General features: G+C 52.3%; 27 protein-coding genes. 4 read left to right on the top strand and 23 right to left on the bottom strand.

All coding sequences use genetic code 11. The features are described 5' to 3' along the window. Positions 1 to 36 precede the first annotated feature (36 nt). Positions 37 to 792 (top strand): HTH-type transcriptional regulator UlaR, encoded by a 756-nt coding sequence (gene ulaR, locus FFT88_RS09270; protein ID WP_000133631.1) that lies wholly within the window; start codon positions 37 to 39, stop codon positions 790 to 792. Here the strand turns inward: ulaR and yjfP are convergent. Beyond that, positions 789 to 1,538 carry an esterase gene (yjfP, locus tag FFT88_RS09265; protein WP_135405702.1) on the bottom strand — a complete coding sequence of 250 codons (750 nt, stop codon included), beginning with the start codon at positions 1,536 to 1,538 and terminating at the stop codon, positions 789 to 791. The genes ulaR and yjfP overlap by 4 nt on opposite strands. Before the next feature lie 181 nt (positions 1,539 to 1,719). On the opposite strand from yjfP, the gene bsmA reads away from it, so the two are divergent. Then, positions 1,720 to 2,049 carry a biofilm peroxide resistance protein BsmA gene (gene bsmA, locus FFT88_RS09260; protein WP_064525807.1) on the top strand — a complete coding sequence of 110 codons (330 nt, stop codon included), beginning with the start codon at positions 1,720 to 1,722 and terminating at the stop codon, positions 2,047 to 2,049. A 273-nt stretch (positions 2,050 to 2,322) separates the two neighbouring features. Further along, positions 2,323 to 2,598 carry a DUF1471 family protease activator YjfN gene (yjfN, locus tag FFT88_RS09255; protein ID WP_001517630.1) on the top strand — a complete coding sequence of 92 codons (276 nt, stop codon included), beginning with the start codon at positions 2,323 to 2,325 and terminating at the stop codon, positions 2,596 to 2,598. 107 nt (positions 2,599 to 2,705) lie between these two features. On the opposite strand, the gene FFT88_RS09250 is transcribed toward yjfN, so the two are convergent. The 21 genes from FFT88_RS09250 to nnr all read right to left on the bottom strand — a co-directional run bounded on the left by FFT88_RS09250 (position 2,706) and on the right by nnr (position 24,561). Next, a complete protein-coding gene (locus FFT88_RS09250) occupies positions 2,706 to 4,331 on the bottom strand; it encodes an isovaleryl-CoA dehydrogenase (RefSeq protein ID WP_135405701.1) in 1,626 nt (541 codons plus the stop codon). Positions 4,332 to 4,414: 83 nt separating this feature from the next. Continuing rightward, positions 4,415 to 5,578 (bottom strand): glutathionylspermidine synthase family protein, encoded by a 1,164-nt coding sequence (locus FFT88_RS09245; protein WP_135405700.1) that lies wholly within the window; start codon positions 5,576 to 5,578, stop codon positions 4,415 to 4,417. 2 nt (positions 5,579 to 5,580) lie between these two features. Next, positions 5,581 to 6,219: a DUF1190 domain-containing protein gene (locus FFT88_RS09240; protein ID WP_135405699.1), complete on the bottom strand. Its 639-nt coding sequence runs from the start codon at positions 6,217 to 6,219 to the stop codon at positions 5,581 to 5,583. A gap of 9 nt (positions 6,220 to 6,228) precedes the next feature. Then, the gene (locus FFT88_RS09235; RefSeq protein ID WP_130221769.1) at positions 6,229 to 6,627 is read right to left on the bottom strand and encodes a DUF350 domain-containing protein; all 399 of its coding nucleotides are present in this window, start codon (positions 6,625 to 6,627) and stop codon (positions 6,229 to 6,231) included. A gap of 17 nt (positions 6,628 to 6,644) precedes the next feature. After that, a complete protein-coding gene (locus FFT88_RS09230; protein ID WP_135405698.1) occupies positions 6,645 to 7,304 on the bottom strand; it encodes a YjfK family protein in 660 nt (219 codons plus the stop codon). 49 nt (positions 7,305 to 7,353) lie between these two features. Continuing rightward, positions 7,354 to 8,052 carry a PspA/IM30 family protein gene (locus FFT88_RS09225; RefSeq protein WP_130216723.1) on the bottom strand — a complete coding sequence of 233 codons (699 nt, stop codon included), beginning with the start codon at positions 8,050 to 8,052 and terminating at the stop codon, positions 7,354 to 7,356. 18 nt (positions 8,053 to 8,070) lie between these two features. Beyond that, positions 8,071 to 8,472: a DUF2170 family protein gene (locus FFT88_RS09220; protein ID WP_135405697.1), complete on the bottom strand. Its 402-nt coding sequence runs from the start codon at positions 8,470 to 8,472 to the stop codon at positions 8,071 to 8,073. Between the two features lie 126 nt (positions 8,473 to 8,598). Next, positions 8,599 to 9,330: a 23S rRNA (guanosine(2251)-2'-O)-methyltransferase RlmB gene (gene rlmB / locus FFT88_RS09215; protein ID WP_001293282.1), complete on the bottom strand. Its 732-nt coding sequence runs from the start codon at positions 9,328 to 9,330 to the stop codon at positions 8,599 to 8,601. Positions 9,331 to 9,510: 180 nt separating this feature from the next. Continuing rightward, on the bottom strand, positions 9,511 to 11,952 hold the full coding sequence (gene rnr, locus FFT88_RS09210) for a ribonuclease R (protein WP_130216725.1): 2,442 nt from the start codon (positions 11,950 to 11,952) through the stop codon (positions 9,511 to 9,513). Positions 11,953 to 11,990: 38 nt separating this feature from the next. Beyond that, complete coding sequence (nsrR, locus tag FFT88_RS09205) at positions 11,991 to 12,416, bottom strand: nitric oxide-sensing transcriptional repressor NsrR (RefSeq protein WP_001177639.1); 426 nt, start codon at positions 12,414 to 12,416, stop codon at positions 11,991 to 11,993. A 206-nt stretch (positions 12,417 to 12,622) separates the two neighbouring features. Continuing rightward, the gene (purA, locus tag FFT88_RS09200; protein WP_135405696.1) at positions 12,623 to 13,921 is read right to left on the bottom strand and encodes an adenylosuccinate synthase; all 1,299 of its coding nucleotides are present in this window, start codon (positions 13,919 to 13,921) and stop codon (positions 12,623 to 12,625) included. A 103-nt stretch (positions 13,922 to 14,024) separates the two neighbouring features. Next, on the bottom strand, positions 14,025 to 14,222 hold the full coding sequence (locus FFT88_RS09195; RefSeq protein WP_001089295.1) for a DUF2065 domain-containing protein: 198 nt from the start codon (positions 14,220 to 14,222) through the stop codon (positions 14,025 to 14,027). Positions 14,223 to 14,303: 81 nt separating this feature from the next. After that, positions 14,304 to 15,308 (bottom strand): protease modulator HflC, encoded by a 1,005-nt coding sequence (hflC, locus tag FFT88_RS09190; protein ID WP_001232411.1) that lies wholly within the window; start codon positions 15,306 to 15,308, stop codon positions 14,304 to 14,306. A gap of 2 nt (positions 15,309 to 15,310) precedes the next feature. Beyond that, positions 15,311 to 16,570 carry an FtsH protease activity modulator HflK gene (hflK, locus tag FFT88_RS09185; RefSeq protein ID WP_000312488.1) on the bottom strand — a complete coding sequence of 420 codons (1,260 nt, stop codon included), beginning with the start codon at positions 16,568 to 16,570 and terminating at the stop codon, positions 15,311 to 15,313. A gap of 85 nt (positions 16,571 to 16,655) precedes the next feature. Then, complete coding sequence (hflX, locus tag FFT88_RS09180) at positions 16,656 to 17,936, bottom strand: ribosome rescue GTPase HflX (RefSeq protein ID WP_105290100.1); 1,281 nt, start codon at positions 17,934 to 17,936, stop codon at positions 16,656 to 16,658. 76 nt (positions 17,937 to 18,012) lie between these two features. After that, positions 18,013 to 18,321 carry an RNA chaperone Hfq gene (gene hfq, locus FFT88_RS09175; RefSeq protein ID WP_001051883.1) on the bottom strand — a complete coding sequence of 103 codons (309 nt, stop codon included), beginning with the start codon at positions 18,319 to 18,321 and terminating at the stop codon, positions 18,013 to 18,015. Positions 18,322 to 18,406: 85 nt separating this feature from the next. Next, a complete protein-coding gene (gene miaA / locus FFT88_RS09170; protein WP_001280339.1) occupies positions 18,407 to 19,357 on the bottom strand; it encodes a tRNA (adenosine(37)-N6)-dimethylallyltransferase MiaA in 951 nt (316 codons plus the stop codon). Further along, entirely contained in the window at positions 19,350 to 21,215 is a 1,866-nt protein-coding gene (gene mutL / locus FFT88_RS09165) for a DNA mismatch repair endonuclease MutL (protein WP_135405695.1), read from the bottom strand. Before mutL ends, miaA begins: the two co-directional genes overlap by 8 nt. Positions 21,216 to 21,224: 9 nt before the next feature. Beyond that, positions 21,225 to 22,562 carry an N-acetylmuramoyl-L-alanine amidase AmiB gene (gene amiB / locus FFT88_RS09160; protein WP_135405694.1) on the bottom strand — a complete coding sequence of 446 codons (1,338 nt, stop codon included), beginning with the start codon at positions 22,560 to 22,562 and terminating at the stop codon, positions 21,225 to 21,227. Positions 22,563 to 22,580: 18 nt separating this feature from the next. Continuing rightward, positions 22,581 to 23,042, bottom strand: coding sequence for a tRNA (adenosine(37)-N6)-threonylcarbamoyltransferase complex ATPase subunit type 1 TsaE (tsaE, locus tag FFT88_RS09155; protein WP_000981977.1), 462 nt, complete (start codon positions 23,040 to 23,042; stop codon positions 22,581 to 22,583). Further along, on the bottom strand, positions 23,014 to 24,561 hold the full coding sequence (nnr, locus tag FFT88_RS09150) for a bifunctional ADP-dependent NAD(P)H-hydrate dehydratase/NAD(P)H-hydrate epimerase (protein WP_135405693.1): 1,548 nt from the start codon (positions 24,559 to 24,561) through the stop codon (positions 23,014 to 23,016). Before nnr ends, tsaE begins: the two co-directional genes overlap by 29 nt. On the opposite strand from nnr, the gene queG reads away from it, so the two are divergent. After that, positions 24,560 to 25,699 (top strand): tRNA epoxyqueuosine(34) reductase QueG, encoded by a 1,140-nt coding sequence (queG, locus tag FFT88_RS09145; RefSeq protein ID WP_130205981.1) that lies wholly within the window; start codon positions 24,560 to 24,562, stop codon positions 25,697 to 25,699. The two genes, nnr and queG, sit on opposite strands and share 2 nt — an antisense overlap. Here queG and FFT88_RS09140 read toward each other — a convergent pair. Further along, on the bottom strand, positions 25,682 to 25,735 hold the full coding sequence (locus tag FFT88_RS09140) for a hypothetical protein (RefSeq protein ID WP_100699686.1): 54 nt from the start codon (positions 25,733 to 25,735) through the stop codon (positions 25,682 to 25,684). The genes queG and FFT88_RS09140 overlap by 18 nt on opposite strands. Between the last annotated feature and the right edge of the window lie 198 nt (positions 25,736 to 25,933).

Here is a 25,933-nt window from a genome sequence, read left to right as displayed (position 1 = left end):
ATCATCTAAAAAAATCAAATTTTATCGGAATAGCTCATGACTGAAGCACAAAGACATCAAATCCTCCTGGAAATGCTCGCACAATTGGGCTTTGTGACCGTGGAGAAAGTCGTTGAGCGTCTGGGAATTTCGCCTGCCACTGCGCGACGCGATATCAATAAACTCGACGAAAGCGGCAAACTGAAGAAAGTGCGCAACGGCGCTGAAGCGATTACCCAGCAGCGCCCGCGATGGACGCCGATGAATCTGCATCAGGCGCAGAATCACGATGAAAAAGTACGTATCGCTAAAGCGGCCTCGCAGTTGGTTAATCCGGGCGAAAGCGTGGTCATCAACTGCGGCTCTACCGCATTTCTGCTCGGCCGGGAAATGTGTGGCAAACCGGTGCAAATCATCACTAATTATCTCCCGCTGGCAAACTATCTGATCGATCAGGAACATGACAGCGTGATCATCATGGGCGGGCAGTACAACAAAAGTCAGTCCATCACCTTAAGCCCACAGGGCAGCGAAAACAGTCTCTATGCCGGGCACTGGATGTTTACCAGCGGCAAAGGGCTGACCGCAGAAGGGTTATATAAAACCGATATGCTGACAGCGATGGCAGAGCAGAAGATGCTGAGCGTGGTAGGGAAACTGGTAGTGCTGGTCGATAGCAGTAAGATTGGCGAACGCGCGGGGATGCTTTTTAGCCGTGCCGATCAAATCGATATGCTGATCACCGGCAAAAATGCTAACCCGGAAATCCTGCAACAACTGGAAGCGCAAGGGGTCAGCATTCTGCGTGTTTAAAGATGCTGGTGGAAAAATGTCACCGCAGCATCTAACGCCTCGGGTGTAATACGGTGGCGCACGCCAGGCTGCCATAAACAGGTTAACTGTTTATCTCGTCCCGTTTCTCTTAATGCCTGCTGCAAACGTAGTGATTCCTCGGCAGGCACAACATCATCGTCAAGGCCATGCCACAACAGCAGTGGCCTGCTTCCCAGTTCGTCCAGGTGGTTTGTCGCTTCCCACTCTGCCAGTGGAGCAATAATGTTATTAAATTCGTTTTGCTGTGCTGGCGTTTCAGGTATCAGCGGTGGAAACAGTGAACGGGCGAGCGATGTAAAATAGCCAGACCCCATCATGCTGGCGGTACATTTCACCGTGGGGTGGCGAGCGGTAATTCCCAGTGCCGTCATTGCGCCCATTGACGCACCACCAACCGCCAGGCGTTCATCAAGCAGCCAGTTTTCTTCGGCTATTGCCGCACGTAAAGTAGTGAATTCCTGCATACTTTGTAGCAAGATTTGCCAGAATTGATTTAAACGCCGCGCTGCGTCGCCACTAAAACGGCTACCGTGATTGGGCGCATCCGGCATGATCACCCGCAAACCCGCCTGCGCCAGCGCGACGGCAAAATAACTATAAACCAGGCTGGATGAAGTAAATCCGTGATAAAAAATCACACACGGTAACGGGATTTCTTTTTGCCCTACGGGATAAGCGTGAAGAACGGGAATATCAGCCAGCACGCGTGATTCTAATTCAATCATCTTTTTCTCCTTTGAGTCTGGTATGACATGAAGAAATCCTTAGCACAAGTTTCTGCTGACCGTATTAGTTCATAATGTTGAGATGTGGATTACGCTTTCACAACGTTTTCATTCGAAAATCGCGTACCAGGTAACAATTCGGGAACATTCCCCTCAAGTTAAATAAATAAGGCACTACACTATGGTTAGCAGGAAACGTAATAGCGTTATTTATCGGTTTGCCAGTTTATTATTGGTGTTGATGCTAAGCGCCTGTAGCGCACTGCAAGGTACGCCACAGCCAGCACCGCCAGTAACGGACCATCCGCAAGAGATTCGCCGCGACCAGACACAAGGGTTACAGCGAATAGGTAGCGTAAGCACGATGGTACGGGGCTCTCCGGATGACGCATTAGCAGAAATCAGAGCGAAAGCTGTCGCTGCAAAAGCTGATTATTACGTTGTCGTAATGGTGGATGAAACCATCGTGACAGGACAGTGGTATTCACAAGCCATTTTATACTCTAAATAATTCGAGTTGCAGGAAGGCGACAAGCGAGTGAATCCCCAGGAGCTTACATAAGTAAGTGACTGGGGTGAGTGAACGCAGACGCAGCACATGCAACTTGAAGTATGACGAGTATATACCGTAAATAAATCAGACAACTTATACAGCCAGCTTTACATTGCTTTGCGTCCCTATGCGTTTACCTGTGCACAATAAATTACCGGCGGGAAGCTCGGGCGTTTATTACCGCGATGGAATGCCCTGCCACATGTGGGGAAACGAAAAATGGAGCTGACGATGAAACAATTACTTGCCTCACCCTCGCTGCAATTAGTGACTTGCCCTGCGAGCGCCACGGCACAGTCTGCAGAATTCGCCAGTGCTGACTGCGTGACGGGCCTGAATGAAATAGGTCAGATCTCGGTTAGCAATATTTCAGGGGATCCGCAGGACGTGGAACGTATCGTGGCGTTAAAGGCCGATGAACAAGGTGCGTCATGGTACCGCATTATTACCATGTACGAAGACCAACAGCCCGATAACTGGCGTGTACAGGCGATACTGTATGCGTGAGTGTCATCTGCAGCGAATGAACAATGCCGGATACGGCGCGAGCGCCTTGTCCGGCCTACAATTTTCACATATTTCATTTAGTTAATCGAAACCAGCGTCGTATACGCTTACAAACACACTCCCCCCGTCGCCCGCAGCAATAAATCATTCTGGATCTGCTCTGACAACCGCACGCCACCGCGCGTATTTAACATCACCTGACACCACGCCTGTGCCATTGGCGGAGAAGCATATTTCAACATTTGCGCACCGCAGCCCAGCAGGAATAGCTGATGAGTAATCTCTCGCCCCAGTTCTTCAGCTGGCTTACGCAACTGCTGCTGTAAACGACGAACCGCGCGATCAAAATAACGATCTTGCCCTTTCACTTCCATAAACGCTTCCGACAGCAAGTCGTATACTCCCGCTTGCTTATTAAGAACGCGCAGCACATCGAGGCACATAATATTGCCAGAGCCTTCCCAGATGCTGTTCACTGGCATCTCCCGATAAAGTCGCGGTAGTTCGCTCTCTTCGCAATAGCCAATACCGCCCAGCACCTCCATCGCTTCAGCCACAAACGGAATGCCACGTTTGCAGGTAACAAATTTCGCCGCAGGCGTAAATAAACGCGCCCACAGGGCTTCTTTGGCATCGGCACGCCGATCCCACGCCCGCGCCAAACGAAACAACAACGCTGTTTGCCCTTCAAGCTGAAGCGCCATGCGACTTAAGACATGGCGCATAAGGGGCTGTTCGATTAACGGATTACCAAATACATGGCGTTGATGAGCGTGATAAATCGCCAGCGAGAACGCGCGACGCATCATGGCATGGCTACCCAGAGCACAATCAAAACGCGTCATCCCGCCCATTTTCAGAATCAGGCGAATCCCTTCCCCTTCCTGACCCAACAACCAGCCAATGGCATCCTGAAACTCCACTTCGCAACTGGCATTGGAACGATTACCCAGCTTATCTTTCAGGCGCTCCAGTCGAATCGCGTTGCGTTGCCCGTCAGGCAAAAATCGCGGCACAAAAAAGCAGGACAAACCGCCCGTGGTCTGTGCCAGCACCAGATGCGCGTCGCTTTGTGGCACCGAGAAAAACCATTTATGCCCCACCAGCCGATAAGACCCATCGTCCAGACGTTCGGCGCGAGTGGTGTTGCTCATCACATCGGAACCGCCCTGCTTTTCCGTCATTCCCATGCCAATCAACAAGCCGCGTTTTTGCCCGCCGGGCAATAAGTGGGAGTCGTAGCGATCGCTCAACAGCGGCGTGGTCCAGTCCTGAAACGGCGCCGGTAGCATCTGTAACAGCAATGGCGTAGCGGCAAAGGTCATCGTTATCGGGCATAACGACCCGGCTTCAACCTGCGCGTGCAACATAAAACGCGCCGCCCGCGCCACAAATGCGCCAGAACGAGCATCTTCTTCCCAGGCCAGGTTGTGTACCCGATTGGTACATAACGCCTGCATCAGCAGGTGCCATGCGGGATGGAAACGGACATCGTCCAGACGTCGCCCCTGGGCATCGTAGCGCAACAGTTCAGGTGGGTTTACATTCGCCAGCCGCCCCAGTTCAAGGGATTCTGCCGTTCCGAGTTGCTGACCAATACTGGCGAGAAAATCGCTATCCCAACCAGCGCCTTCGCGCGTTACCGCTTCGCAGAGCGCGCCATCAGACAGGTATAAATTGCTGTTATTTAAGGGTATAGGTTGATTAAAAACAGTGTGAGTTTGCCAGTGCACTGTGTCTCCCTCCATCAATGGCAGTCACCATTAGTATGGTCACTGCCACGGATTCCTGACAGAAAGAGATTGCTAAAACATTCTTAACCCGCAATGTAGTGCGGAACAAAACGCGAAGTGTCTTTAGTGATCAGCGTGTTATCTTCACGAATCCCCATACCACACGCTTCATCATCGACAATCCAGCTACCAATCAGCGTGTAACTATCGCCAAATCGCGGTAGCGGTTGAAACGCCTGATAGATCATCGGTTCATCGGCGTAATCACCATCAGCGTGGTCAACGACGTTATTCTGGCCGTCGAAAATGGTGACGTTACCGCCCTCGCGTGAGTAGATCGGTTTACGCACATAGCTTTCGCCAGCGGCGATCTGCGGTTTTTCGCCCTCAAACCAGGATGCAAGAAGGTTAGGATGACCAGGGAAGAAGCGCCAAAGCAGCGGCATTAGCCCTTTATTACTCAAGATACTTTTCCATAACGGCTCCACCCACTGCTCACGACGCTTGCGCAGCAGCGGACCGTTATCGTCACGCATCATCCACTCCAGCGGGTACAGCTTAAATGCACGCTGGATGACATTATCATCAAGATCGGTCAGTACACCGCCGACGCCCAAACCGAGATCTTCAATGTAGATAAACCGCGACTCCTGTCCTGCCTGCTGAGCGCAGTCCTGCAAGTACAGCACGGTACTCCTGTCTTCGTCGGTGTCCTGACAGCAGCAAAAATAAAACGGCTCCCGGCTATAAAGCTCGCTAAAGCGTGAAATCAGGCGCTCCTGAATGGCATTGTACTGATCGGCATCGCGCGGAATAACGCCGCTGCGCCGGGCATCTTCCAGCCACAACCACTGGAAATAAGCCGACTCGTACAATGAAGTTGGCGTATCGGCGTTGTACTCCAGCAACTTAACCGGCGCATTACCACACCAGGCAAAATCCATACGGCCATACAGCGAAGGATCGCGGGCGCGCCAGCTTTCAGCGATCACATCCCAGTACAACGGAGGGATCGCCAGTTGCGTCAGGATCTCTTCGTCTTTAACCGCGCGATCCACCACCTCAAGGCACATCTGATGCAGTTCCGCAGTCGGTTTTTCGATCTTCTCTTCAATCTGGCGCAGAGTAAAACGGTAAGCCCGACTCTCATCCCAATAGATTTCATTGTCGATGATATGAAAGTCAAATCCGTTATCGGCGGCAATCCGGTCCAGATCCCGCCGCACAGGAACGTTGTGTCTCAGCATGATTAGCCTCCCCAATGCCCACGGGCGCTGGAAGAACGACCATAGCCGCCGCGCGAAACGGTAGACGCTTTTTTGGTGGTAAAGCCGCCCGTGGAATAAGACTCTTTTTTGCCAGAACCGGAGCGCCAGGAGTAATCACCGGAAGTGTTGCGCCAGACGGGGCGGGAAGCAAATGAGGATCCACCGCTGTTATAAACAAACTGCTCATCGCGATCTTTACGAATAACCCGGCTTAACAAAAATCCAGATATTACCGGGATCCAACTCTGTTCAACATTGTCGTAGTAGCAATTTTCGTACTTAGACTGACAATTCTGCTGAGTCATATTCTTCGGAACATCGGCATAAAATGCCGCTTTGGCGTTATTCCAGCCACGCGCGCAAATGTCTGCATTATTACCGTCATCAATACAATCCTGCACAGTCGAGTAAAACGTTCCATCACCGTCGTTATCAACATCGCCACTATCGCCACAACTTTTCAATACGAAAAAAGCGGCTCCCCCCATTAACACCAACGTTAAGTATTTTTGTGCGTAGCGATTGCGGCGTGGCTCAAAAGGATTATTCGGTCTACCAATGCGACTGATCGCTCCGTGACCAATTTTACTGTTATTTCTTGATTTGCGTTTTCTGGCCATGATCGTCCATTACCATGTCATACAAGCTGCGTTAAAAATACCGCCAGCCAGCGCGGCGGTTCCCATAAACATTCCTGCTGCGGTATTGTGATTAATAATTTTTTCGCTTAATGCGGGCATATAAAGTCTGACACCAGCAAAAACGAGTAACTGAATCACCAGTGCAATCCCGCCCCAGGCGAAATAATCCGGAATGCTCACCGCATTGATTGCCGCACTGGATAAGGGGATCACGTAACCCAACAATGTACCGCTGAATGCCAGTGACGCCGCGGTATTATTGTTTTTGATTAATTGCCATTCGTTGTGCGGTGTAATTTTGGAGTAGATAAACAGAAAAATAATTATCATCGCCACGCCAATAAAAAAATAGGCGCTAAAAGCAAGAAGTGAATCCAGTATATGCATCGTAAACGTCCCTGTAATTAACCAATAATATTAAGTGATGTCAGCGGGATATCGACGCCCAGCGCGCGCGAAAATAACCACTCCGGCTCGCCGAGATCGTTAAAAGATTCCTCACCATTTAACAGCAAATATTCGTAAGTATCTTCGGTCACTTGCCGTTGGTAGCCCATGGTAAAATTATGGACCTCCCATTTGGCATGGTTTTGATTTTCTACTTTTTCCAGCATGTAGACGGGTTCAATATTTCCCGGTTCTTCGCTGTTAAAAAATCGCTGCCAGCGTTTTTCCTGCCAGTTTAAGGTCATTGCCCCCATCGCTTTGGCGTTGATCGCCTCGCGCCAGTGACTCTCTTTACTGATACCGTAGCTCTCTTCATAGACAAAGAGCTTGATATCATCAATGTCATCAATATCTTCGCCGCCGGTGGTATTGATTTGCAGAAATTCATCGCCCGAAGTGTAGTAGCGGAAAATCTGGCTACCGCCGCCCAGATCGATGTGGCTGACAGCGGCTACCGTAAATTCCTCACCCGGCAGCGCAATCAGCAATTCATCTTCCAGCAAACGAAACGCTAACGTGTCGAGCGTAAAGCCACTATTGAGATGAAGTCCCAGCGGACCGCGAGCGATGGCAGGCTTATTATCCTTGCCAAACAGACGCTGGAAAAAACCAGACATATTTTATCCTTAAAATAGTTGCCAGCCTTTTAGTGAGGCTGGCAAAAAATTACTCGCCCTGTTGGCGTTGCAGTCTCGCCAGTACATCCTGGGCGCTACTTTTATTGGTGCCGCCAATTCCGGCTTCCGCCAGCTTTTCGTCAAGATCGCGACCGTCTGCGACTTTCTCCAGCTGTGCGGCAGCATCCAGTCGAGCCTGACGTTCAGCCTGACGCGTTTGCAGGCGTTTTAATGACTCTGCCGCTGTCGAAACGCTGGAAGAGGCGCCAACGGTCGAGGTCGTTACGGCCTGCTGCGCACGCTGCATGGCTTCAGTAGCTTTAACGACTTCCATTTGTTGCTCAAACTGGGAAATACGCTGTGCCGTTGCCGTAACGGCTTTTTCCACACCATCGCGGGAGACTTCCAGATTCGACAACACCTGTTCTTCAGCGGTAATAAGATTCTCAAGGCGCGCAATTTCTTCGGCGACTTCGTTAATTAACGATGGGTTAACGTTCTTGCTTAATGCTTCCAGCGCACGGGCTTCCAGACTGGTTTTACGCTCGCGTAAATCTTTCAGCTTATCGTTACTTAATTTCACCCGCGCCAGCAGATCGACGCGAGATTTTCCGGCTTTATCCAGTTCAGCTTTGGCGTCGCGAATATGTTGTTCCAGCATGCGCACGCCTTGAGTTTCTTCAATGGATTCTTCCGCCTGGGAGATAAACGATTTCCCCAGCGTAAATAAACTTTTTAAAATTCCCATAAATACCCGTCCTTGTAATTAGTGTGAATATTCTTCTGTAATTTCAGCCAGATCCAATGCATTATCTACCAGCGAGGTTATCTCAAGCAGGATATCTTCAAGAGAAGATTTAAGCGATAACGCCCCGAAAACAATGTAATACTCTTCCTGTTGCACGCTGGAGATCCCCACCGATGATAGCGGCATAATTTTCTGATTTCTTAAAAGGAATGTATTAAATTCATTTGGATTATTGATATAGCTTACCGGACAAATAAATGTTTCGATAATCATCTGGCGAGAAGTAAAAAGAACATTGATTTGCAAATCGCCGTAATCATTCATTTTAATAATTAATGCACTTTCACTATTTGTTACATCAATATTTTGTTCAGGTACAGCTTGCAGCGCTGTCGCCAGCGCCAACGGATTCCATATCATATATTATTCCATATATATTAAATTTAATTATTAATAAGGTGAATATTTATAGAGCGTAATTATCTTACCAGCTATAGATAAAAAAAAACCATCCAAATCTGGATGGTTTTTCTTAAATCAGAGGGATTAGCTGCGCTGGCGAACCGCTTCAAATAAGCAAATTCCAGTCGCAACCGAAACGTTCAGCGAAGAAACACTTCCTGCCATTGGGATGCTGATCAACTCGTCGCAATGTTCACGAGTCAGGCGACGCATACCTTCACCTTCCGCGCCCATCACCAGCGCCAGTCGTCCGGTCATTTTGCTCTGATAGAGCGTATGATCCGCCTCGCCTGCCGTACCGACGATCCAGATGTTCTCTTCCTGCAACATACGCATGGTGCGCGCAAGGTTAGTCACCCGAATCAGCGGAACGCTTTCTGCCGCGCCGCAGGCTACTTTTTTCGCCGTGGCGTTGAGCTGTGCGGAGCGATCTTTCGGCACAATCACCGCATGAACGCCAGCGGCGTCCGCGCTACGCAGGCACGCGCCGAGGTTGTGCGGATCGGTTACACCGTCGAGGATCAGCAGAAACGGTTGATCGAGCGAAGCGATCAGATCCGGCAGATCGTTTTCCTGATACTGCCGTCCTGGTTTCACACGGGCGATAATGCCCTGATGCACGGCACCGTCGCTTTTCTCATCGAGATATTGGCGGTTTGCCAGCTGGATAACCACGCCCTGGGACTCAAGGGCGTGAATCAGCGGTAACAGACGTTTATCTTCACGGCCTTTTAAAATAAAGACTTCCTGAAAACGTTCAGGGGCGCGCTCCAGCAGGGCCTGCACTGCGTGGATGCCGTAAATCATTTCGCTCATTAATGTACTCGTTGTTTACGTTTTGCCTGATGCACTACGTTTATCCGGCCTACATGGTCCCTGCAATATATTGAATTTGCGTGATTATGTAGGCCGGATAAGGCGTTCACGCCGCATCCGGCATGAACAAAGCGCATTTTGTCAGCAATCTAACCCTCTTCTGTTTGAAGAGGGTAATGATCACTCTGCCACTTTTTTCTTCGCCGCACGCTTCGCTTTGGTCGCTGCGGCTATTTTCTGCGTTTTCGCCGATGGCTTTTTCGCTTTTCTCGCGTCTTTCTTCGCCGCTTTCGGCTTCGGTTTTTTCTCGCCGCGGAAGGCACTGTCTGGCTCAAAGTTTACCTTTTTACCGACCTGACGACGCTTGCCGCCTTTTTTGCCTGCATCGCCTTTTTTCGCTTTCTCGCGCGCCGTTTTACCAACGTTGCGCGGAGCGCGTTCGCTGGAGATCAGGCTAAAGTCGATTTTGCGCTCGTCCATATTAACCGCTTCGACGCGAACTTCCACGCGATCGCCCAGGCGATAAGTCTGGCCGCTGGATTCACCCATCAGGCGTTGCCCTACCTGGTCAAAGCGATAGTAGTCATTGTCCAGCGAAGAGACATGGACCAGACCATCAATGAACAGGTCGTCGAGTCGAACAAAGAAGCCAAAGCCGGTGACGCTGGCAATAACGCCTTTAAAGACGTTGCCCACCTGGTCGAGCATGAAGTCACACTTCAGCCAGTCAGCCACATCGCGCGTTGCTTCGTCGGCACGACGTTCCGCCATCGAACAGTGCTGACCCAGTTGCAGCATCTCTTCCATCGAATAATGGTAGCCGCCGGTTTCAGTGGTGTTGCCCTGATGCCCCTGCTCTTTCGCCAGCAGATACTTAATGGCGCGGTGCAACGTCAGGTCAGGATAACGACGAATCGGCGAAGTGAAGTGCGCATAGGACTGCAATGCCAGACCGAAGTGACCACGGTTTTCCGGATCGTAAATCGCCTGTTTCATCGAGCGTAGCAGCATGGTTTGCAGCATTTCTGCATCAGGACGATCGGCAACCGACTCCAGCAGTTCCGCGTAGTCACGCGGTTCCGGCTTGTTACCGCCCGGCAGTTCCAGCCCCAACTCCGCCAGCACTGAACGGAAAGAGGTAATCGCTTCGGTGCTCGGCTTGTCGTGAATACGGAACAGTGCCGGTTCTTTGGCTTTCTCAACGAAACGCGCCGCCGAGATATTCGCCAGAATCATGCACTCTTCAATTAACTTGTGTGCGTCGTTCCGTTGGGTCTGTTCGATACGCTCAATACGGCGTTCAGCGTTGAAAATGAACTTCGCTTCTTCGCTCTCAAATGAGATCCCACCGCGTTCTTCACGGGCTTTATCCAGCACTTTATAGAGGTTATGCAACTCTTCGAGATGCTTAACCAGCGGCGCGTACTGCTCGCGCAGATCCTGATCGCCCTGCAGAATATGCCAGACTTTGGTGTAGGTCAGACGCGCGTGAGAGCTCATCACCGCTTCATAGAATTTGTAGCCAGTCAGGCGGCCTTTCGACGAAATGGTCATCTCGCACACCATACACAGGCGGTCTACCTGCGGATTGAGCGAGCACAGGCCGTTAGAGAGCACTTCCGGCAGCATCGGGATAACCTGCGAAGGGAAGTACACCGACGTACCACGGTTACGCGCTTCGCTGTCCAGCGGTGTTGGCGGACGCACATAGTAGCTGACGTCGGCAATCGCGACCCATAAACGCCAACCGCCGCCGCGTTTTTTCTCGCAGTAAACTGCATCGTCAAAGTCACGGGCGTCTTCGCCATCAATGGTGACCAGCGGTAAATCGCGCAGATCGACACGACCCGCTTTTGCTTCTTCCGGCACTTCTTCTTTCAGCCCGGCAACCTGTTGCTCAACAGCCTGCGGCCAGATGTACGGAATTTCATGAGTACGCAGAGCGATATCAACCGCCATGCCGGTACCCATATTATCGCCAAGGACTTCGACGATTTTACCCACCGCTTTGGTACGACGAGTCGGGCGTTGGGTCAGTTCAACAACCACCACAAAGCCCATCCGCGCGCCCATGATCTGATCGGGCGGGATTAAGATATCGAAGCTCAGACGGCTGTCGTCAGGAACCACAAAGCCGACGCCCGCTTCGGTAAAGTAGCGACCAACAATCTGGCTGGTTTTTGGCACCAGTACGCGAACAATACGCGCTTCACGACGACCTTTACGGTCAGCGCCCAGCGGCTGCGCCAGCACCTGATCGCCATGAATGCAGGTTTTCATCTGCTCGCTGGAGAGATACAAATCATCTTTACGTCCTTCAACCCGCAGAAAGCCGTAGCCATCACGGTGGCCAATAACGGTACCTTTCACCAGGTCGAGGCGTTCCGGCAGCGCATAGCACTGACGGCGAGTGAAGACCAGTTGACCATCGCGCTCCATCGCGCGCAGGCGGCGACGCAGGCCTTCAAGCTGCTCTTCGCCTTCAATGTGCAGCTCTACCGCCAGCTCATCACGGCTGGCCGGTTTTTCACGTTTGGTTAAATGTTCGAGGATAAATTCCCGGCTAGGGATGGGATTCGCGTATTTTTCAGCTTCGCGTTCCTGGAAAGGATCTTGTGACATCTCGGTTCCTCCGTTGTCATCTCTGATGAAGATTTTCGTCACTCCACCAGCAATAATTTATAAAGCGGTTGATTCTCTTCAACCAAATCGGCAAGCGTGTAGTTATCCAGTTCCGTAAGAAAACTTTGCACGGCCTTAGAAAGTGCCTGTTTCAACCGACAGGCAGGTGTAATGTGGCAAAACTCACTACTGCAATTCACCAGCGATAAAGGTTCCAGCTCGCGCACCACATCACCAATACGTATCGCACTCGCCGGTTTACCCAGGCGAATGCCGCCATTTTTTCCACGAACAGCAGTCACGTAGCCGGCACGACTAAGTTGATTGATTATTTTGACCATATGATTACGGGAGACGCCGTAGACGTCAGTCACTTCAGAAATACTGGTCATCCGCCCTTCTGGCAATGATGCCATGTAGATCAGCGCACGTAATCCGTAATCAGTGAAACTCGTTAACTGCACATCAACCTCAAAAAAGGGAAATCGGGAAAAAATACATTTATATTGATGATAAACCAGCCACAAGCTGTGTCGCTAATTTATTTCAGTTTGGGGAAGGAAAAAAGCGAGGATTTAACACTGTGTCGGATAGCGTAATGGCTTACCCGACACAGCAATGTATCACACTGTTAGCCCAGCAGGCAAAATATCTGCCGGGCGTCACAGAATTACGCGTCGAACGGGTCGCGCAGAATCATGGTTTCAGTACGATCCGGGCCGGTAGAGATGATATCGATCGGTACACCGGTCAGCTCTTCAATGCGCTTGATGTAGTTCAGCGCCGCCTGCGGCAGGCCGCTACGTTCTTTCACGCCGAAGGTGGATTCAGACCAGCCCGGCATGGTTTCGTAAATCGGCTCTACACCTTTCCAGTCGTCAGCTGCCAGCGGAGTGGTAGTCACTTCGCGACCATCCGGCATACGGTAAGCCACGCAGAGTTTCACCTCTTTCAGGCCATCCAGAACGTCCAGTTTGGTCAGGCAGAAGCCAGACAGAGAGTTCAGCTGTACCGCACGACGAACGGCAACGGTATCCAGCCAGCCGGTACGACGACGACGACCCGTAGTTGCGCCGAATTCGTTACCCTGCTTGCAGAGGAACTCGCCAGTTTCATCAAACAGTTCGGTCGGGAACGGACCTGCACCTACACGAGTAGAGTAAGCTTTGAGGATACCCAGAACGTAATCAACATAACGCGGGCCCAGGCCGGAACCGGTCGCCACGCCACCAGCAGTGGTGTTGGAAGAAGTTACGTACGGATAAGTACCGTGGTCGATATCCAGCAGCGTACCCTGCGCACCTTCGAACATGACGAAATCGCCACGCTGACGCGCCTGGTCGAGCAGGTCAGAAACGTCAACCACCATAGAAGTCAGGATGTCGGCAACAGCCATCGTATCATCCAGAACTTTCTGGTAATCAACCGCTTCAACTTTGTAATAGTTAACCAACTGGAAGTTGTGATATTCCATCACTTCTTTCAGTTTTTCAGCGAAGGTTTCTTTGTCGAAAAGGTCGCCAACACGCAGACCGCGACGTGCCACTTTATCTTCATAAGCAGGCCCGATACCACGACCGGTGGTGCCGATCGCTTTCGCACCACGCGCTTTCTCACGCGCGTTATCCAGCGCAACGTGATAATCAAGGATCAGCGGACATGCTTCGGACAGTAGCAGACGCTCACGAACGGGGATGCCACGGTCTTCCAGTTCTTTCATCTCTTTCATCAGCGCGGCCGGAGACAGCACAACACCGTTACCGATGATGCTGGTTACATTCTCGCGGAGAATACCTGATGGAATAAGATGGAGAACGGTTTTTTCACCGTTGATTACGAGAGTATGGCCTGCGTTGTGACCGCCCTGGTAGCGTACAACATATTTAGCCCGTTCAGTCAGAAGATCGACGATCTTACCTTTACCTTCGTCACCCCATTGGGTGCCCAGTACGACGACGTTGTTACCCATTTTTCAAAATCACCGTTTGCTTAAAAATGGATTCTACCATCGCTTTTTCAGAGTTACAGCACTTTTTGCATCCAAAAATGACCTTAGTCAGCCTATTTTTTGCTCAGCCAATCGTTTTCCTCAACATGTAGTAGACCACAACGCCCGCAACCACAAGTCCACCGCCAAAACGACGTAAAATATTATCGGGTAAATTAGTCATTGCGGAGATCATCTTCTTCCATGCCTTCGGGTAAAGCATCGGCCCTAAACCTTCCAACACTAAAACCAGGGCAAGCGCCAGCCAGATAGTCGAATTCATTCATTATCCTTATAGAAAAAGAAAACCACCGACATCCCTGAGGATGCGGTGGCTTTATTGACCTGTACCGCGGTCGTTATATTAACGCGTCGCGGAGCTCGGCGTCTTCATATAGCGGAAGAAATCGCTGTCCGGGCTCATGACCATCACGTCCTGATTGCCAGAGAAGCTGTTCTCATAAGCACGCAGGCTACGAATGAACGCGTAGAAGTCTGGATCCTTGCTGAATGCGTCTGCAAACAGCTTGGCAGCTTCGGCATCACCTTCACCGCGCATGATACGGCCCTGACGTTCTGCTTCTGCCAGCGTTCTGGTGACTTCATAGTCAGCAGTCGCACGCAGTTTTTCCGCTTCTTCCTGACCTTGTGAACGGTGACGACGCGCTACCGCTTCACGCTCGGCGCGCATACGGTTGTAGATCGCTTCAGACACTTCGGTCGGCAGGTTGATCTGCTTGATACGCACATCGACAACTTCAATACCCAGCGCCGCCATACTGTTCGGGTTGATGACCGGAACTTTGCCCTTCGTCTCAGCCGTTACGCGCTCTGCCGCTTCGGCAATGGCGTTATCTGCTGCCGGGGTAGTAACTTCATCTTCTGTACCCGCAGAACCGGAGTTCAGCGCGTCACGCACTTCCAGGGTCAGACGACCACGGGAATCGGTGACGATGTCTTTCACGTCCAGGCGACCAATTTCAGAACGCAGACGGTCAGAGAACTTACGTTTCAACAGCACTTCCGCTTGCGAAATGTCGCCACCGCCCGTTGCCAGGTAGTAACGGCTGAAATCGCTGATGCGCCATTTGATGTAAGAGTCGACGATCAGGTCTTTCTTCTCTTTGGTCACAAAGCGGTCGGCCTGGTTGTCCATGGTCTGAATACGCGCGTCGAGCATTTTCACCGTTTCAATGAACGGTATCTTGAAATGCAGACCCGGCTCATAAACCAGAGGTTTGTTGTCATCGTCACGCAGTACCTTACCAAAACGCAGCGTAATACCGCGCTCACCTTCTTTGACGACAAAGACAGACATGTAAAGCACTACCAGCACGATGATGATAATCGCGATAACTGACTTACGCATCGTTATTCCCCCTGACGCTGGTAGTCGTTACGCTGCGCGTTGGCGCGGCGTTGGTCCATAATATCGCCCTGACTGGTGGACGACGTGTTGCTTGCTCCACTGGTTGTGGAGGAAGAGGCTGGCGGCAGACGCAGCAGATTGCTGGCACCGTTATCGCTCTTCGCCGCAGGGGCGTTACCACCTTTCAGCATCTGGTCTAACGGCAGAACCATCAGGTTGCCACCTTTATCGTTAACCAGCACTTTGCGGGTGTTACCCAACACTTTTTCCATCGTCTCGATATACAGACGCTCGCGAGTAATTTCCGGCGCGGCTTTATATTCCGGCAGAAGTTTAGCAAAGCGCGCCACTTCACCCTGAGCTTCCAGGATGGTCTGGGCCTTGTACGCACGCGCCTCTTCGAGGATACGTTGCGCCTGACCGTTCGCACGCGGCTGAACTTCGTTGGTATACGCTTCTGCTTCACGAATGTATTGCTGTTCGTTTTCACGCGCGGCAATCGCATCATCAAACGCCGCTTTTACTTCTTCCGGCGGACGAGCAGCCTGGAAGTTGACGTCCAGTAGCGTGATACCCATGTCATACGGGCGGATAGTCTCTTCCAGTTCGCGCTGAGTATCGCTACGAATCACGGTACGACCTTCCGTCAGAATGCGGTCCATAGTGTATTTACCGATAACCCCACGCAGGGCGCTGTCGGTAGCCTGACGCAGGCTGTCATCCGGGCTGGTCACGCTATACAGGTATTTTTCCGGATTAGTTACGCGGTACTGCACGTTCATCTCAACGCGCACCACGTTCTCGTCCGACGTCAGCATCACACCAGAAGCGGCCAGTTCACGCACGGCTTCCACGTTCACCGGTTTGACTTCGTCGATAAACGTCGGTTTCCAGTTCAGACCCGGCTCAACCAGATGGCTGAATTTGCCAAAGCGTGTTACCACGCCGCGTTCGGCTTCTTTAATGGTGTAGAAACCACTGGCCGCCCAGATAATGACAATCGCTGCCGCTGCGATGGTAACGACACGACCGCCAAGCTGCGGGCGCGGGCCTTGCGATGAACTGCCACCGCCAGATCCGGTGCCTTTACCGCCGCCCAGACCACCGAGCTTTTTGCTCAGTTTGCGGAAGATATCATCTAAATCAGGTGGCCCTTGATCGCGACCGCCTTTGTTTCCATTTCCCTCAGAGTTGCCGCCAGGTTTGCTGCTTCCCCACGGGTCGCGGTCTTGTCCGTTATTACCGGGCTGATTCCACGCCATGTTTGTGCTCCATATTTGTTATGCGGTGATCCCTGTTGTCTTTCGACGCCAGAGGATATGACTCCACGCTTCAGACGCTACGCCGTTAGATCAGGTAATCGATCAACGTCGGTTCTTGTTTACAGAGGCGACGCCAGTCAACGATCGGCATACGAACTTGCAGACTTACGCTGCCGTCTTCCTCCATCCACTCTTTTTCTATTGCCTGAAGCTGATAAAAACGACTTCTCAGACGCCCTTCCTGCGGTGGCAGACGCAATGTATGCTGCGCCACCTCGCCGGAAAGCCGCTCCGTCAAAGCCTGAAAAAGCTGTGGTATCCCCGCTCCGGTCTGCGCGGAAAGCCAGACACGGATCGGTTTGTTCTCTTCGTCCCGATCAATACGCGGTTCGAAATCTTCCAGCATATCGATCTTGTTCATCACCAGCAGAGTTGGGATCTCGTGAGCATCGATCTCTTCAAGAACCGTATTCACCGCTTCGATGTTTTCTTGTACACGCACATCTGCCGCATCAATGACGTGCAGCAGCAATGTGGCTTGCCGCGTCTCTTGTAACGTGGCTTTAAATGCCGCCACCAGATCGTGCGGCAGGTGGCGAATAAACCCTACGGTATCTGCCAGCACGGTTTCACCGACATCCGCGACGTCAATACGCCGCAACGTCGGGTCGAGGGTGGCAAACAACTGGTCTGCCGCGTAGACCCGCGCTTCGGTGATGCGATTGAAAAGGGTAGATTTACCGGCGTTGGTATATCCCACCAGCGAAACAGTAGGGACGTCGGCTTTGATACGTGATTGCCGCCCCTGCTCACGCTGCTTTTCAACTCTTTCCAGGCGCGACTGTATCTGTACGATGCGATTACGCAACAAACGACGGTCGGTTTCGAGCTGGGTTTCACCCGGACCACGCAAACCGATCCCGCCTTTCTGTCTTTCAAGGTGGGTCCAGCCACGCACCAGGCGCGTAGCCAGATGGCGCAGCTGCGCCAGCTCAACCTGCAACTTACCCTCATGGGTACGCGCACGTTGGGCGAAAATATCTAAAATAAGGCCGGTGCGGTCGATAACACGACACTCGCACAAACGCTCCAGGTTACGCTCCTGCGCCGGGCTCAGGGCATGGTCAAAAAGAACGACCGAAGCACCCGTCGCTTTTACGGCTTCCGCAATTTCAACTGCTTTACCTTCACCTACAAAATACTTTGGGTGCGGCGCTTTACGGCTACCGGTAATCACCTGCAATGCTTCGACACCGGCGGAAGAAACCAGAGATTCAAACTCCTGGAGGTCTTCCATATCTTTGTCTTGCGTAAAATAGATGTGTACCAGTACCGCCTGCTCACCAGCATCATAACGGTCAAACAAGCGTATAACCCTCTAAATAGATCAGCGGGGAACGCAGGATCGCTGGCTCCCCGTGTAAAAAAAACAGCCCGAAACCTTATTCGGTTTCTTCGCTGTCCTGTTGCGCGGAAGTATTCTGCGCGCTGCTACCATGATGGTAGTTACTGCTGGTACCGCCACCGGCGTTGTTACTGTGATGAGAAACCGGGCGAGACGGGACAACAGTAGAAATCGCGTGCTTATAAACCATCTGGCTGACCGTGTTTTTCAACAGGATCACGAACTGATCAAAAGACTCGATTTGTCCTTGCAGCTTAATACCATTCACCAAATAAATAGAAACTGGAACACGTTCCCGACGCAGTGCGTTCAGGAACGGATCTTGTAAAGATTGCCCCTTAGCCATTCTCTCTTTTCCTTATATGCTTATTTGTACTTTGAACCTTTCGATTCTGAAAAAATTGCGCACGATACGTCTCAATTGTACACATTCAGCCTGCGATAGCACCAACAACCTGTAATACTTCGTCACGCGCCTGTTCTGGTTTTTCACTGTCAAGCCAGTGAACCCCTTCCCAACCACGCAGCCAGGTTATCTGCCGCTTCGCCAACTGTCTCGTGGCGCAAACACCTCGATAAACCATTTCATCGTATGAGATTTCGCCTTCAAGGTAAGACCACATCTGGCGATAACCCACGCAACGAATGGAAGGCAAATCCGTATGCAAATCTCCTCGGGCAAAAAGCGCCCGGACTTCAGCTTCAAAACCTGAAGCCAACATCTGATGAAAACGCTGCTCAATTCGTTGATGGAGCAGTTCACGGCTCGCCGGGGCGATGGCGAACTGATGCACCTGATACGGTAGAGCGTCTCCTGACGTTTGCGTCAGTTCCGTTAAAGTTTTACCCGAAATGAAAAAAACTTCCAGTGCTCGGGAAAGCCTTTGTGGATCATTTGGATGAATCCTTGCTGCCGCAACCGGATCGATCTCCTGAAGTTGACGATGCAATGACTCCCAACCTTGCTCTGCCGCCTGTTGCTCAATTCTGGCCCGTACTTCCGGGTCCGCCGACGGTAGCGGCGACAACCCTTCCAGCAACGCCTTGAAATACAACATCGTACCGCCCACTAACAGTGGGATCCGCCCCGCCGCCGTGATATCGGCCATCTCCGCCAGCGCATCGCGGCGAAAATCAGCGGCCGAATAAGCCTGCGACGGATCGCGAATATCCAGCAATCGGTGCGGCGCGGCGAGTAATTCTTCAGCGTTCGGCTTCGCCGTCCCGATATCCATCCCTTTGTAAATAAGGGCAGAATCAACGCTTATCAACTCTACTGGTAAAATTTTACGCAGCTCAATAGCTAACGCCGTTTTACCGGAGGCCGTCGGCCCCATCAAAAAAATCGCCTTAGGCAGGCTCGCCTTACTGATATCACTCATCTTTCAGGGCTTTTATCGCCGGATGTAAATCAACAGATTGTAACAGACCACCCGGCGGCGTTTTCACAAGCTGCGGACATAACCGTTCTACGTCCGTCAGCAGGGTAATGGCCTGTGCCATTGACCACTGCGCATGTTCGCTCATCAGATTTCGTGCAATCCACTGCGCAATATTGCCAGGTTCGAATACGGACTGCTTCGCCAGGTAGCCTATCAGTTCAGGAATCAAGATTTGTAAATTTTGTTGGCGTAAGGGTAAAGGCACGGCCCTGATGGTCACATGCTGCGCATCGGACTGAAATTCAATACCCAATTCCGCCAGTGCAGACTGCGCTTTTTCTAAGGCCGATCTTTCTTCACCAGAGACTTTTAGCCGCAGCGGAATAAGCAGCGGCTGAGCGCAGACCGGCGCATCTCCCGGCGTTAACTGCGCCTGACGTAACCAGCGTTCCGCCACCGGCAGGGCTAAAAGTGAAATATTGCCGTCACGTTCCAGCAGCGCACAGTCCAAATGGACGATAGTCAGCACCCGACCAAAGCTTTGACCATTCGCAGCCAGCGTAAGTTCCTGCGATTCTTGCACTTTTGGTTTGTGCATCGCTGCAGGCGTTTGCAACAGCTGGCGATACACTTCGCCTTGCTGTTTCTGGTAGCCCGGTTGCGCGTTCGGCCACGGGGCAGCCTGACGGCTACCGCTACTTGTTGCAGGCGCAGGAGATGAAGACGGAGAGTAACGCGGAGCCACTGGCTCACGAACTGCCGGTTCAGCAAAGTGATTACGCCCTGCTGCCACGCGGTTTTCGGGTATATGGCGCGGTGCTGACTGGGCGTTATCTTCCAACGGCAAGGGCGTTTCCAGCTGCTGTTGCAGCACGCTCAGCACGCCCTGATAGATAAAGTCATGCACCAGACGCGACTGATGAAAGCGCACTTCGTGCTTTGCCGGATGGACGTTGACGTCCACCTGATGCGGGTCGATCTCCAGATATAGCACAAACGCCGGTTGCTGATCGGCGCCCAGTTTGTCTTCGCAGGCCTGGCGGATCGCGTGATTAATCAGGCGATCGCGCATCATGCGCCCATTTACGTAACAATATTGAATTTCCGCCAGTGCGGGCGTGATGTGATTCGGATCAGCCACCCAGCCACGCAGCGTGAGATCGCCGTGTTGCCATTCGATCGCCAGCGCATGTTCGAGAAAAGCAGTGCCGCAAATCGCCCCTAAACGGCGTTCTTTTTGCCCGCCTTCCGGTACTGCGCGGTACTGACGTACGATTTTTCCGTTATGCGACAGGTTGATAGTGACGTCGAAACGCGCCAGCGCAATGCGGCGGATGATTTCATCGATATGGTTAAATTCGGTTTTCTCGGTGCGCAAGAATTTGCGCCGCGCCGGGGTGTTGTAGAACAGGTCCAGCACTTCCAGCGTCGTCCCCACCGGATGCGCCGCCGGTTTAACCGTCACGTCCATATCGCGCCCTTCGGCATAGGCCTGCCAGGCTTCCTGCTGTTCTGCGGTGCGTGAAGTGAGCGTCAGGCGGGAAACCGAACTGATACTCGCCAGCGCCTCACCGCGAAAGCCCAGGCTGATAATGGCTTCGAGATCGTCCAGAGAGGCGATTTTACTGGTGGCATGACGAGCCAGCGCCAGCGCCAGCTCATCTTTTTTGATACCGCAGCCGTTATCACGAATGCGGATAAGTTTCGCCCCACCGCGTTCGATATCAATATCGATACGCGTCGCACCTGCATCGAGGCTGTTTTCCACCAGTTCCTTGACTACCGACGCAGGTCGCTCGACCACCTCACCTGCGGCAATCTGGTTCGCCAGTTGTGGCGGTAAGACCTGAATTGGCATCAATCGTCCTTAGTTTGGCAGCGTACGGTCTGGCGTCGTCACCGTACTGGCAGTTTGTGCCGTTACACCCTGCGGCGCAGATTGCATCGGATGCGCAAGGAAATAATTGCGCAGGCCTTTATAAATGGCTTCTGCCAGCTGTTGTTGGTAATCGTCGCTCGCCAGCAAACGTTCTTCGCTGTTGTTGCTGATAAAACCGGTTTCGACCAGTACTGACGGGATATCCGGCGAACGCAGAACGCCAAGGCTGGCATGTTCTGGCCGACGTTTATGTATTTCGCCAATGCGTTGCAACTGACTGATCATACTGGTCGCTACATCATACCCTACCCGCTGGGAATGACCGAACTGTAAATCCAGCACCGCCTGGCTTAAATAGGGGTCAGACTGACTGTTCGCCAGCACATCGCCCGCTCCGCCCAGTAGCTCCGACTGTTTCTCGTGCTGCTCCAGCCAGCTGGCCATTTCGCTGTTGGCGCGACGGTTAGAGAGCACCCATACGGAAGCGCCAGTCGCACTGCGGTTCGGTGCGGCATCAGCGTGAATCGACACGAGGAAATTGGCGTTTTGCTTACGTGCCACATCGCTGCGCCCCATCACCGATATAAAGTAATCCCCGTCACGGGTTAAAACGCCCTTAAACATCGGATCGTCATTGAGCAAAGTACGCAATTTACGCGCGATGGCGATGGTGACATTTTTCTCCCGCGTACCACCAGGGCCGATAGCGCCAGGGTCCTGACCGCCGTGTCCGGCATCAATAGCGATGATAATTTTATCGCCAGTGTTAGCCGTCGCGCGCGCAGCCGGTCGCGTTACCGTATTACTGCTGATAACACCCGTAGTGCGGTTACTTTCAGTTTTAAACGGATTGCGCGCTGGTTCACTGACGCGCGGTGCGACAACCGCAGGCGTTTCAACGCGTTTCGCAACCACAGGCGGCGGCGGAGGCGGTGGCGGCGCATCGGCGTTAATCGTAAAGACGACAGTGTAATTGCTGCCATTCTGCCGCTTCACCGCTTCGGTTTTACCATTTTCGGTAAGATCGACCACCAGCCGTAGCGTTTGTGCATCTTTAGGCGTTCCGGAGCGAATCGCCTTCACCAGATTATTACCGCTGAACAACAATGGCAGTCCCTGAATCACGCCCGTTTGTTTGATATCGAGCGCCACGGTGCGTTTGCTTTGATGGCTAAACGCATAATCAGGATCGCCAATAAAACTCAACGTTATCCGCGCCTGTTGGTTGCCGTTAGAAACCTGAATATCAGAGAGCGTCGCGGCACCCACCTGCGCGCACAGCAGCAGCAACGTCGCTACCAACCAATTTCTGATGCGATACATCATCCCGCCACCTTTCAAAGGTTAACCGGCTAAACGCGCCAGCAACAATTCACCCGCAGAGGAAACCGCACTCACGCGCGCCTCACGGCCTTGTGCCTGATAATCAATGTGTATTTCGACATCCGGGTCTGGAAGAACACCTGTACCTTGTTGTGGCCACTCCACCAGGCAGATGGCATCGTTGGCAAAATAATCGCGGATCCCCATAAACTCCAGCTCCTCGGGATCGGCAAGGCGGTACAAATCAAAGTGATAAACCATTAAGTTGTCGAGCGTATAGGGTTCGACCAGCGTATAAGTGGGGCTTTTGACATTACCCTGATGGCCCAAAGCCTGCAAAAAGCCCCGGCTAAAGGTGGTTTTACCTGCGCCTAAATCGCCATACAGATAGATTACGGTTGCGCCATCGCAGGCTTTCGCTACCCGCTCGCCCAGGTCTAATGTTGCCTGCTCATCAGGGAGCGGAATTACTCGATTCATCATGGTTTTTATCAGTCACTTCCGGGTTAACAATACGCTGTAGCGTGGAAAAGAGATCGGTTGCCAGCATCCCGCGCGTTCCAAAACGCGCCGCCAGTACGTCAGCTGCCGCACCGTGCGCGACACAGCCCGCACAGGCTGCATCATACGGCGACAGTTTTTGCCCAAGCAATGCGCCAATAATACCAGAGAGCACATCGCCCATGCCGCCGCTCGCCATGCCTGCATTTCCGACATCAATAATGCCTAAAGCGTCAGGATGGGCGGCGACCACGGTTCCGGCACCTTTCAGCACCGCTACGCCGCCATAACGTTGTACCAGACGTTGGGCGCAATGTAAGCGGTCACTTTCAATTTCAGCGACGGAACAGCCTAACAACCGTGCGGCCTCGCCAGGATGTGGCGTGATCACGCGATTGTGACGCTTATCGGGATTGATTGCCAGCAGGTTCAATGCATCGGCATCCCACAACATCGGTTTGCGAAAATTCTCAACTTTTTGCAGGGCTTTTTTCCCCCACTCTTGCTGGCCCAGACCGGGACCAATCACCACCACATCGGCCCATCCCAGGCTTTCGGTAAGAGAGTCCATCGTCAGTTCATGCACCATCAATTCCGGTCGTGCAGTCAGCAGTGGCGCAATGTTTTCACTGCGGGTCAATACTCGGACTAAACCAGCACCAGCACGCAGTGCCGCTTCCCCCGTCATACGAATAGCCCCCGCCGTGCCGTGATCGCCGCCAATAATCACCACTCTCCCGTGATCGCCTTTATGCGATGTCGGGCGACGCGGTTTCAGCCAGTGAGAAAGTTGTTCTGCCGAAAACCGCTGAATTTTCGTCTCCTGACCTGCCAGCCAGCTATCCAGCCCCAGTGAGTCAAAATGCAGTTGTCCGGTAACATCCCGCGCTTTTCCAGTGAGCAAGCCTGGTTTCAGCGCAATAAAAGTGATGGTGTGATCGGCGTTGATCACCGCGCCTGGCGTAGCGCCGGTTTCAGCCAGCAGGCCGGAAGGGATATCAACCGCCACAATCGGCGCAGGATGGGAATTAGCGTGGTCGATTAACTGGCTAATGGATTCGCGGGGCGCTTGCTGCAAGCCGGTACCGAGCAGCGCATCAACAATCAGATCTACCGATTCGGGCCAGACAATATTCGAAGCATGGATCTCGCCTCCCGCGTTTAACCATGCTTCGCGTGCCAGCGCGGCCTCTTCCGGCAACGGTTTGTCGCTCTCCTGGGCCAACAACGTGACCTCAATGCCGACCGCTTTGGCCAGTCGCGCGACCACGTAGCCATCGCCGCCGTTATTACCATGACCGCACAGCACCAGCCAGTGGCGGGCGTCAGGATACGCCGAACGACACACCTGGAATGCGGCCTCGCCAGCGCGAAGCATCAGCTCATAGAGTGTGAGCCCCAGCACATCTGCCGCCTCGCGTTCTCCGCGGCGGATATCGTCGGCGTGCCAGACGGTGTGTGGTATACTTACGGGGTTTTTCTTCATTGTATGGTCCGTCATGTCAGAGCCCCTCGATCTCAATCAGTTAGCGCAAAAAATTAAACAGTGGGGGCTGGAACTGGGCTTTCAGCAGGTAGGTATTACCGATACCGATCTCAGCGAGTCCGAGCCCAAACTGCAAGCATGGCTGGACAAACAATACCACGGCGAAATGGACTGGATGGCGCGTCACGGTATGCTGCGCGCCCGCCCCCATGAGTTATTGCCCGGTACGCTGCGCGTGATCAGCGTGCGGATGAATTACCTTCCTGCTAACGCCGCATTTGCCAGCACGCTGAAAAACCCCAAACTCGGCTATGTTAGCCGTTATGCGCTGGGCCGTGACTATCACAAACTTCTGCGCAACCGACTCAAAAAGCTGGGCGAGATGATTCAGCAACATTGTGTTTCGCTGAATTTTAGACCGTTTGTCGATTCTGCGCCTATTCTCGAGCGCCCGTTAGCTGAAAAAGCAGGACTTGGCTGGACAGGTAAGCACTCACTTATCCTCAATCGCGAGGCCGGTTCGTTCTTCTTTTTAGGTGAATTGCTGGTCGATATTCCTCTGCCCGTGGATCAACCGGTCGAGGAAGGATGCGGTAAATGCGTGGCCTGTATGACGATTTGCCCGACCGGCGCCATCGTCGAGCCATATACCGTCGATGCTCGCCGTTGTATTTCTTATCTGACGATTGAGCTGGAAGGGGCTATCCCGGAAGAGTTGCGACCGTTAATGGGAAACCGTATTTACGGCTGTGATGACTGTCAGCTTATTTGTCCGTGGAATCGCTATTCACAACTGACAACTGAAGACGATTTCAGCCCGCGCAAACCACTACACGCACCGGAACTCATTGAGCTTTTTGCATGGAGCGAAGAGAAATTCTTAAAAGTCACGGAAGGATCGGCGATTCGCCGTATAGGTCACCTGCGTTGGCTGCGTAATATCGCCGTAGCATTAGGCAATGCGCCCTGGGATGAAGCGATTCTGACGGCGCTGGAAAGTCGTAAAGGTGAGCACCCACTTCTTGATGAGCATATAGCGTGGGCGATTGCGCAGCAAATCGAGAGACGAAATGCGTGCGTGGTTGAAGTGCAATTGCCGAAAAAACAGCGTCTGGTTCGTGTAATTGAAAAGGGACTACCACGTGACGCCTGATTCATCCACAGCTTGTGAATAAAAATAAAAACGCATTGCAATTCAAGACGAATATCATCGTCAAGTGATCGATACGACAAAATACAATCTTAATTTTCAACTTATATATCAACAAGTTAAAAAATTACTATTCATCGTGCGAAGTTTTTCTGAAATTAAGATTACAGCCCGGACCTGTGGATAACTCTGTTTACAAGAGTTTGTCAAAGGCAACAAAAACCAGCAATAACGCAT

This window comes from Escherichia sp. E4930, assembly GCF_005845405.1.
GTDB lineage: Bacteria > Pseudomonadota > Gammaproteobacteria > Enterobacterales > Enterobacteriaceae > Escherichia.
The sequence above is the reverse complement of the archived record's forward strand: the minus strand, read 5'-3'. Positions and strand labels throughout refer to the sequence as shown.

What these genes read in the sequence shown, in the direction of transcription:
- ulaR (WP_000133631.1), top strand. Translation starts at nt 37, where the DNA reads ATGACTGAAGCACAAAGACATCAAATCCTCCTGGAAATGCTCGCACAA.
- yjfP (WP_135405702.1), bottom strand. Translation starts at nt 1,538, where the DNA reads ATGATTGAATTAGAATCACGCGTGCTGGCTGATATTCCCGTTCTTCAC.
- bsmA (WP_064525807.1), top strand. Translation starts at nt 1,720, where the DNA reads ATGGTTAGCAGGAAACGTAATAGCGTTATTTATCGGTTTGCCAGTTTA.
- yjfN (WP_001517630.1), top strand. Translation starts at nt 2,323, where the DNA reads ATGAAACAATTACTTGCCTCACCCTCGCTGCAATTAGTGACTTGCCCT.
- FFT88_RS09245 (WP_135405700.1), bottom strand. Translation starts at nt 5,578, where the DNA reads ATGCTGAGACACAACGTTCCTGTGCGGCGGGATCTGGACCGGATTGCC.
- FFT88_RS09240 (WP_135405699.1), bottom strand. Translation starts at nt 6,219, where the DNA reads ATGGCCAGAAAACGCAAATCAAGAAATAACAGTAAAATTGGTCACGGA.
- FFT88_RS09235 (WP_130221769.1), bottom strand. Translation starts at nt 6,627, where the DNA reads ATGCATATACTGGATTCACTTCTTGCTTTTAGCGCCTATTTTTTTATT.
- FFT88_RS09230 (WP_135405698.1), bottom strand. Translation starts at nt 7,304, where the DNA reads ATGTCTGGTTTTTTCCAGCGTCTGTTTGGCAAGGATAATAAGCCTGCC.
- FFT88_RS09225 (WP_130216723.1), bottom strand. Translation starts at nt 8,052, where the DNA reads ATGGGAATTTTAAAAAGTTTATTTACGCTGGGGAAATCGTTTATCTCC.
- FFT88_RS09220 (WP_135405697.1), bottom strand. Translation starts at nt 8,472, where the DNA reads ATGATATGGAATCCGTTGGCGCTGGCGACAGCGCTGCAAGCTGTACCT.
- rlmB (WP_001293282.1), bottom strand. Translation starts at nt 9,330, where the DNA reads ATGAGCGAAATGATTTACGGCATCCACGCAGTGCAGGCCCTGCTGGAG.
- rnr (WP_130216725.1), bottom strand. Translation starts at nt 11,952, where the DNA reads ATGTCACAAGATCCTTTCCAGGAACGCGAAGCTGAAAAATACGCGAAT.
- purA (WP_135405696.1), bottom strand. Translation starts at nt 13,921, where the DNA reads ATGGGTAACAACGTCGTCGTACTGGGCACCCAATGGGGTGACGAAGGT.
- FFT88_RS09195 (WP_001089295.1), bottom strand. Translation starts at nt 14,222, where the DNA reads ATGAATTCGACTATCTGGCTGGCGCTTGCCCTGGTTTTAGTGTTGGAA.
- hflC (WP_001232411.1), bottom strand. Translation starts at nt 15,308, where the DNA reads ATGCGTAAGTCAGTTATCGCGATTATCATCATCGTGCTGGTAGTGCTT.
- hflK (WP_000312488.1), bottom strand. Translation starts at nt 16,570, where the DNA reads ATGGCGTGGAATCAGCCCGGTAATAACGGACAAGACCGCGACCCGTGG.
- hfq (WP_001051883.1), bottom strand. Translation starts at nt 18,321, where the DNA reads ATGGCTAAGGGGCAATCTTTACAAGATCCGTTCCTGAACGCACTGCGT.
- miaA (WP_001280339.1), bottom strand. Translation starts at nt 19,357, where the DNA reads ATGAGTGATATCAGTAAGGCGAGCCTGCCTAAGGCGATTTTTTTGATG.
- mutL (WP_135405695.1), bottom strand. Translation starts at nt 21,215, where the DNA reads ATGCCAATTCAGGTCTTACCGCCACAACTGGCGAACCAGATTGCCGCA.
- amiB (WP_135405694.1), bottom strand. Translation starts at nt 22,562, where the DNA reads ATGATGTATCGCATCAGAAATTGGTTGGTAGCGACGTTGCTGCTGCTG.
- tsaE (WP_000981977.1), bottom strand. Translation starts at nt 23,042, where the DNA reads ATGATGAATCGAGTAATTCCGCTCCCTGATGAGCAGGCAACATTAGAC.
- queG (WP_130205981.1), top strand. Translation starts at nt 24,560, where the DNA reads ATGTCAGAGCCCCTCGATCTCAATCAGTTAGCGCAAAAAATTAAACAG.
- nnr (WP_135405693.1), bottom strand. Translation starts at nt 24,561, where the DNA reads ATGACGGACCATACAATGAAGAAAAACCCCGTAAGTATACCACACACC.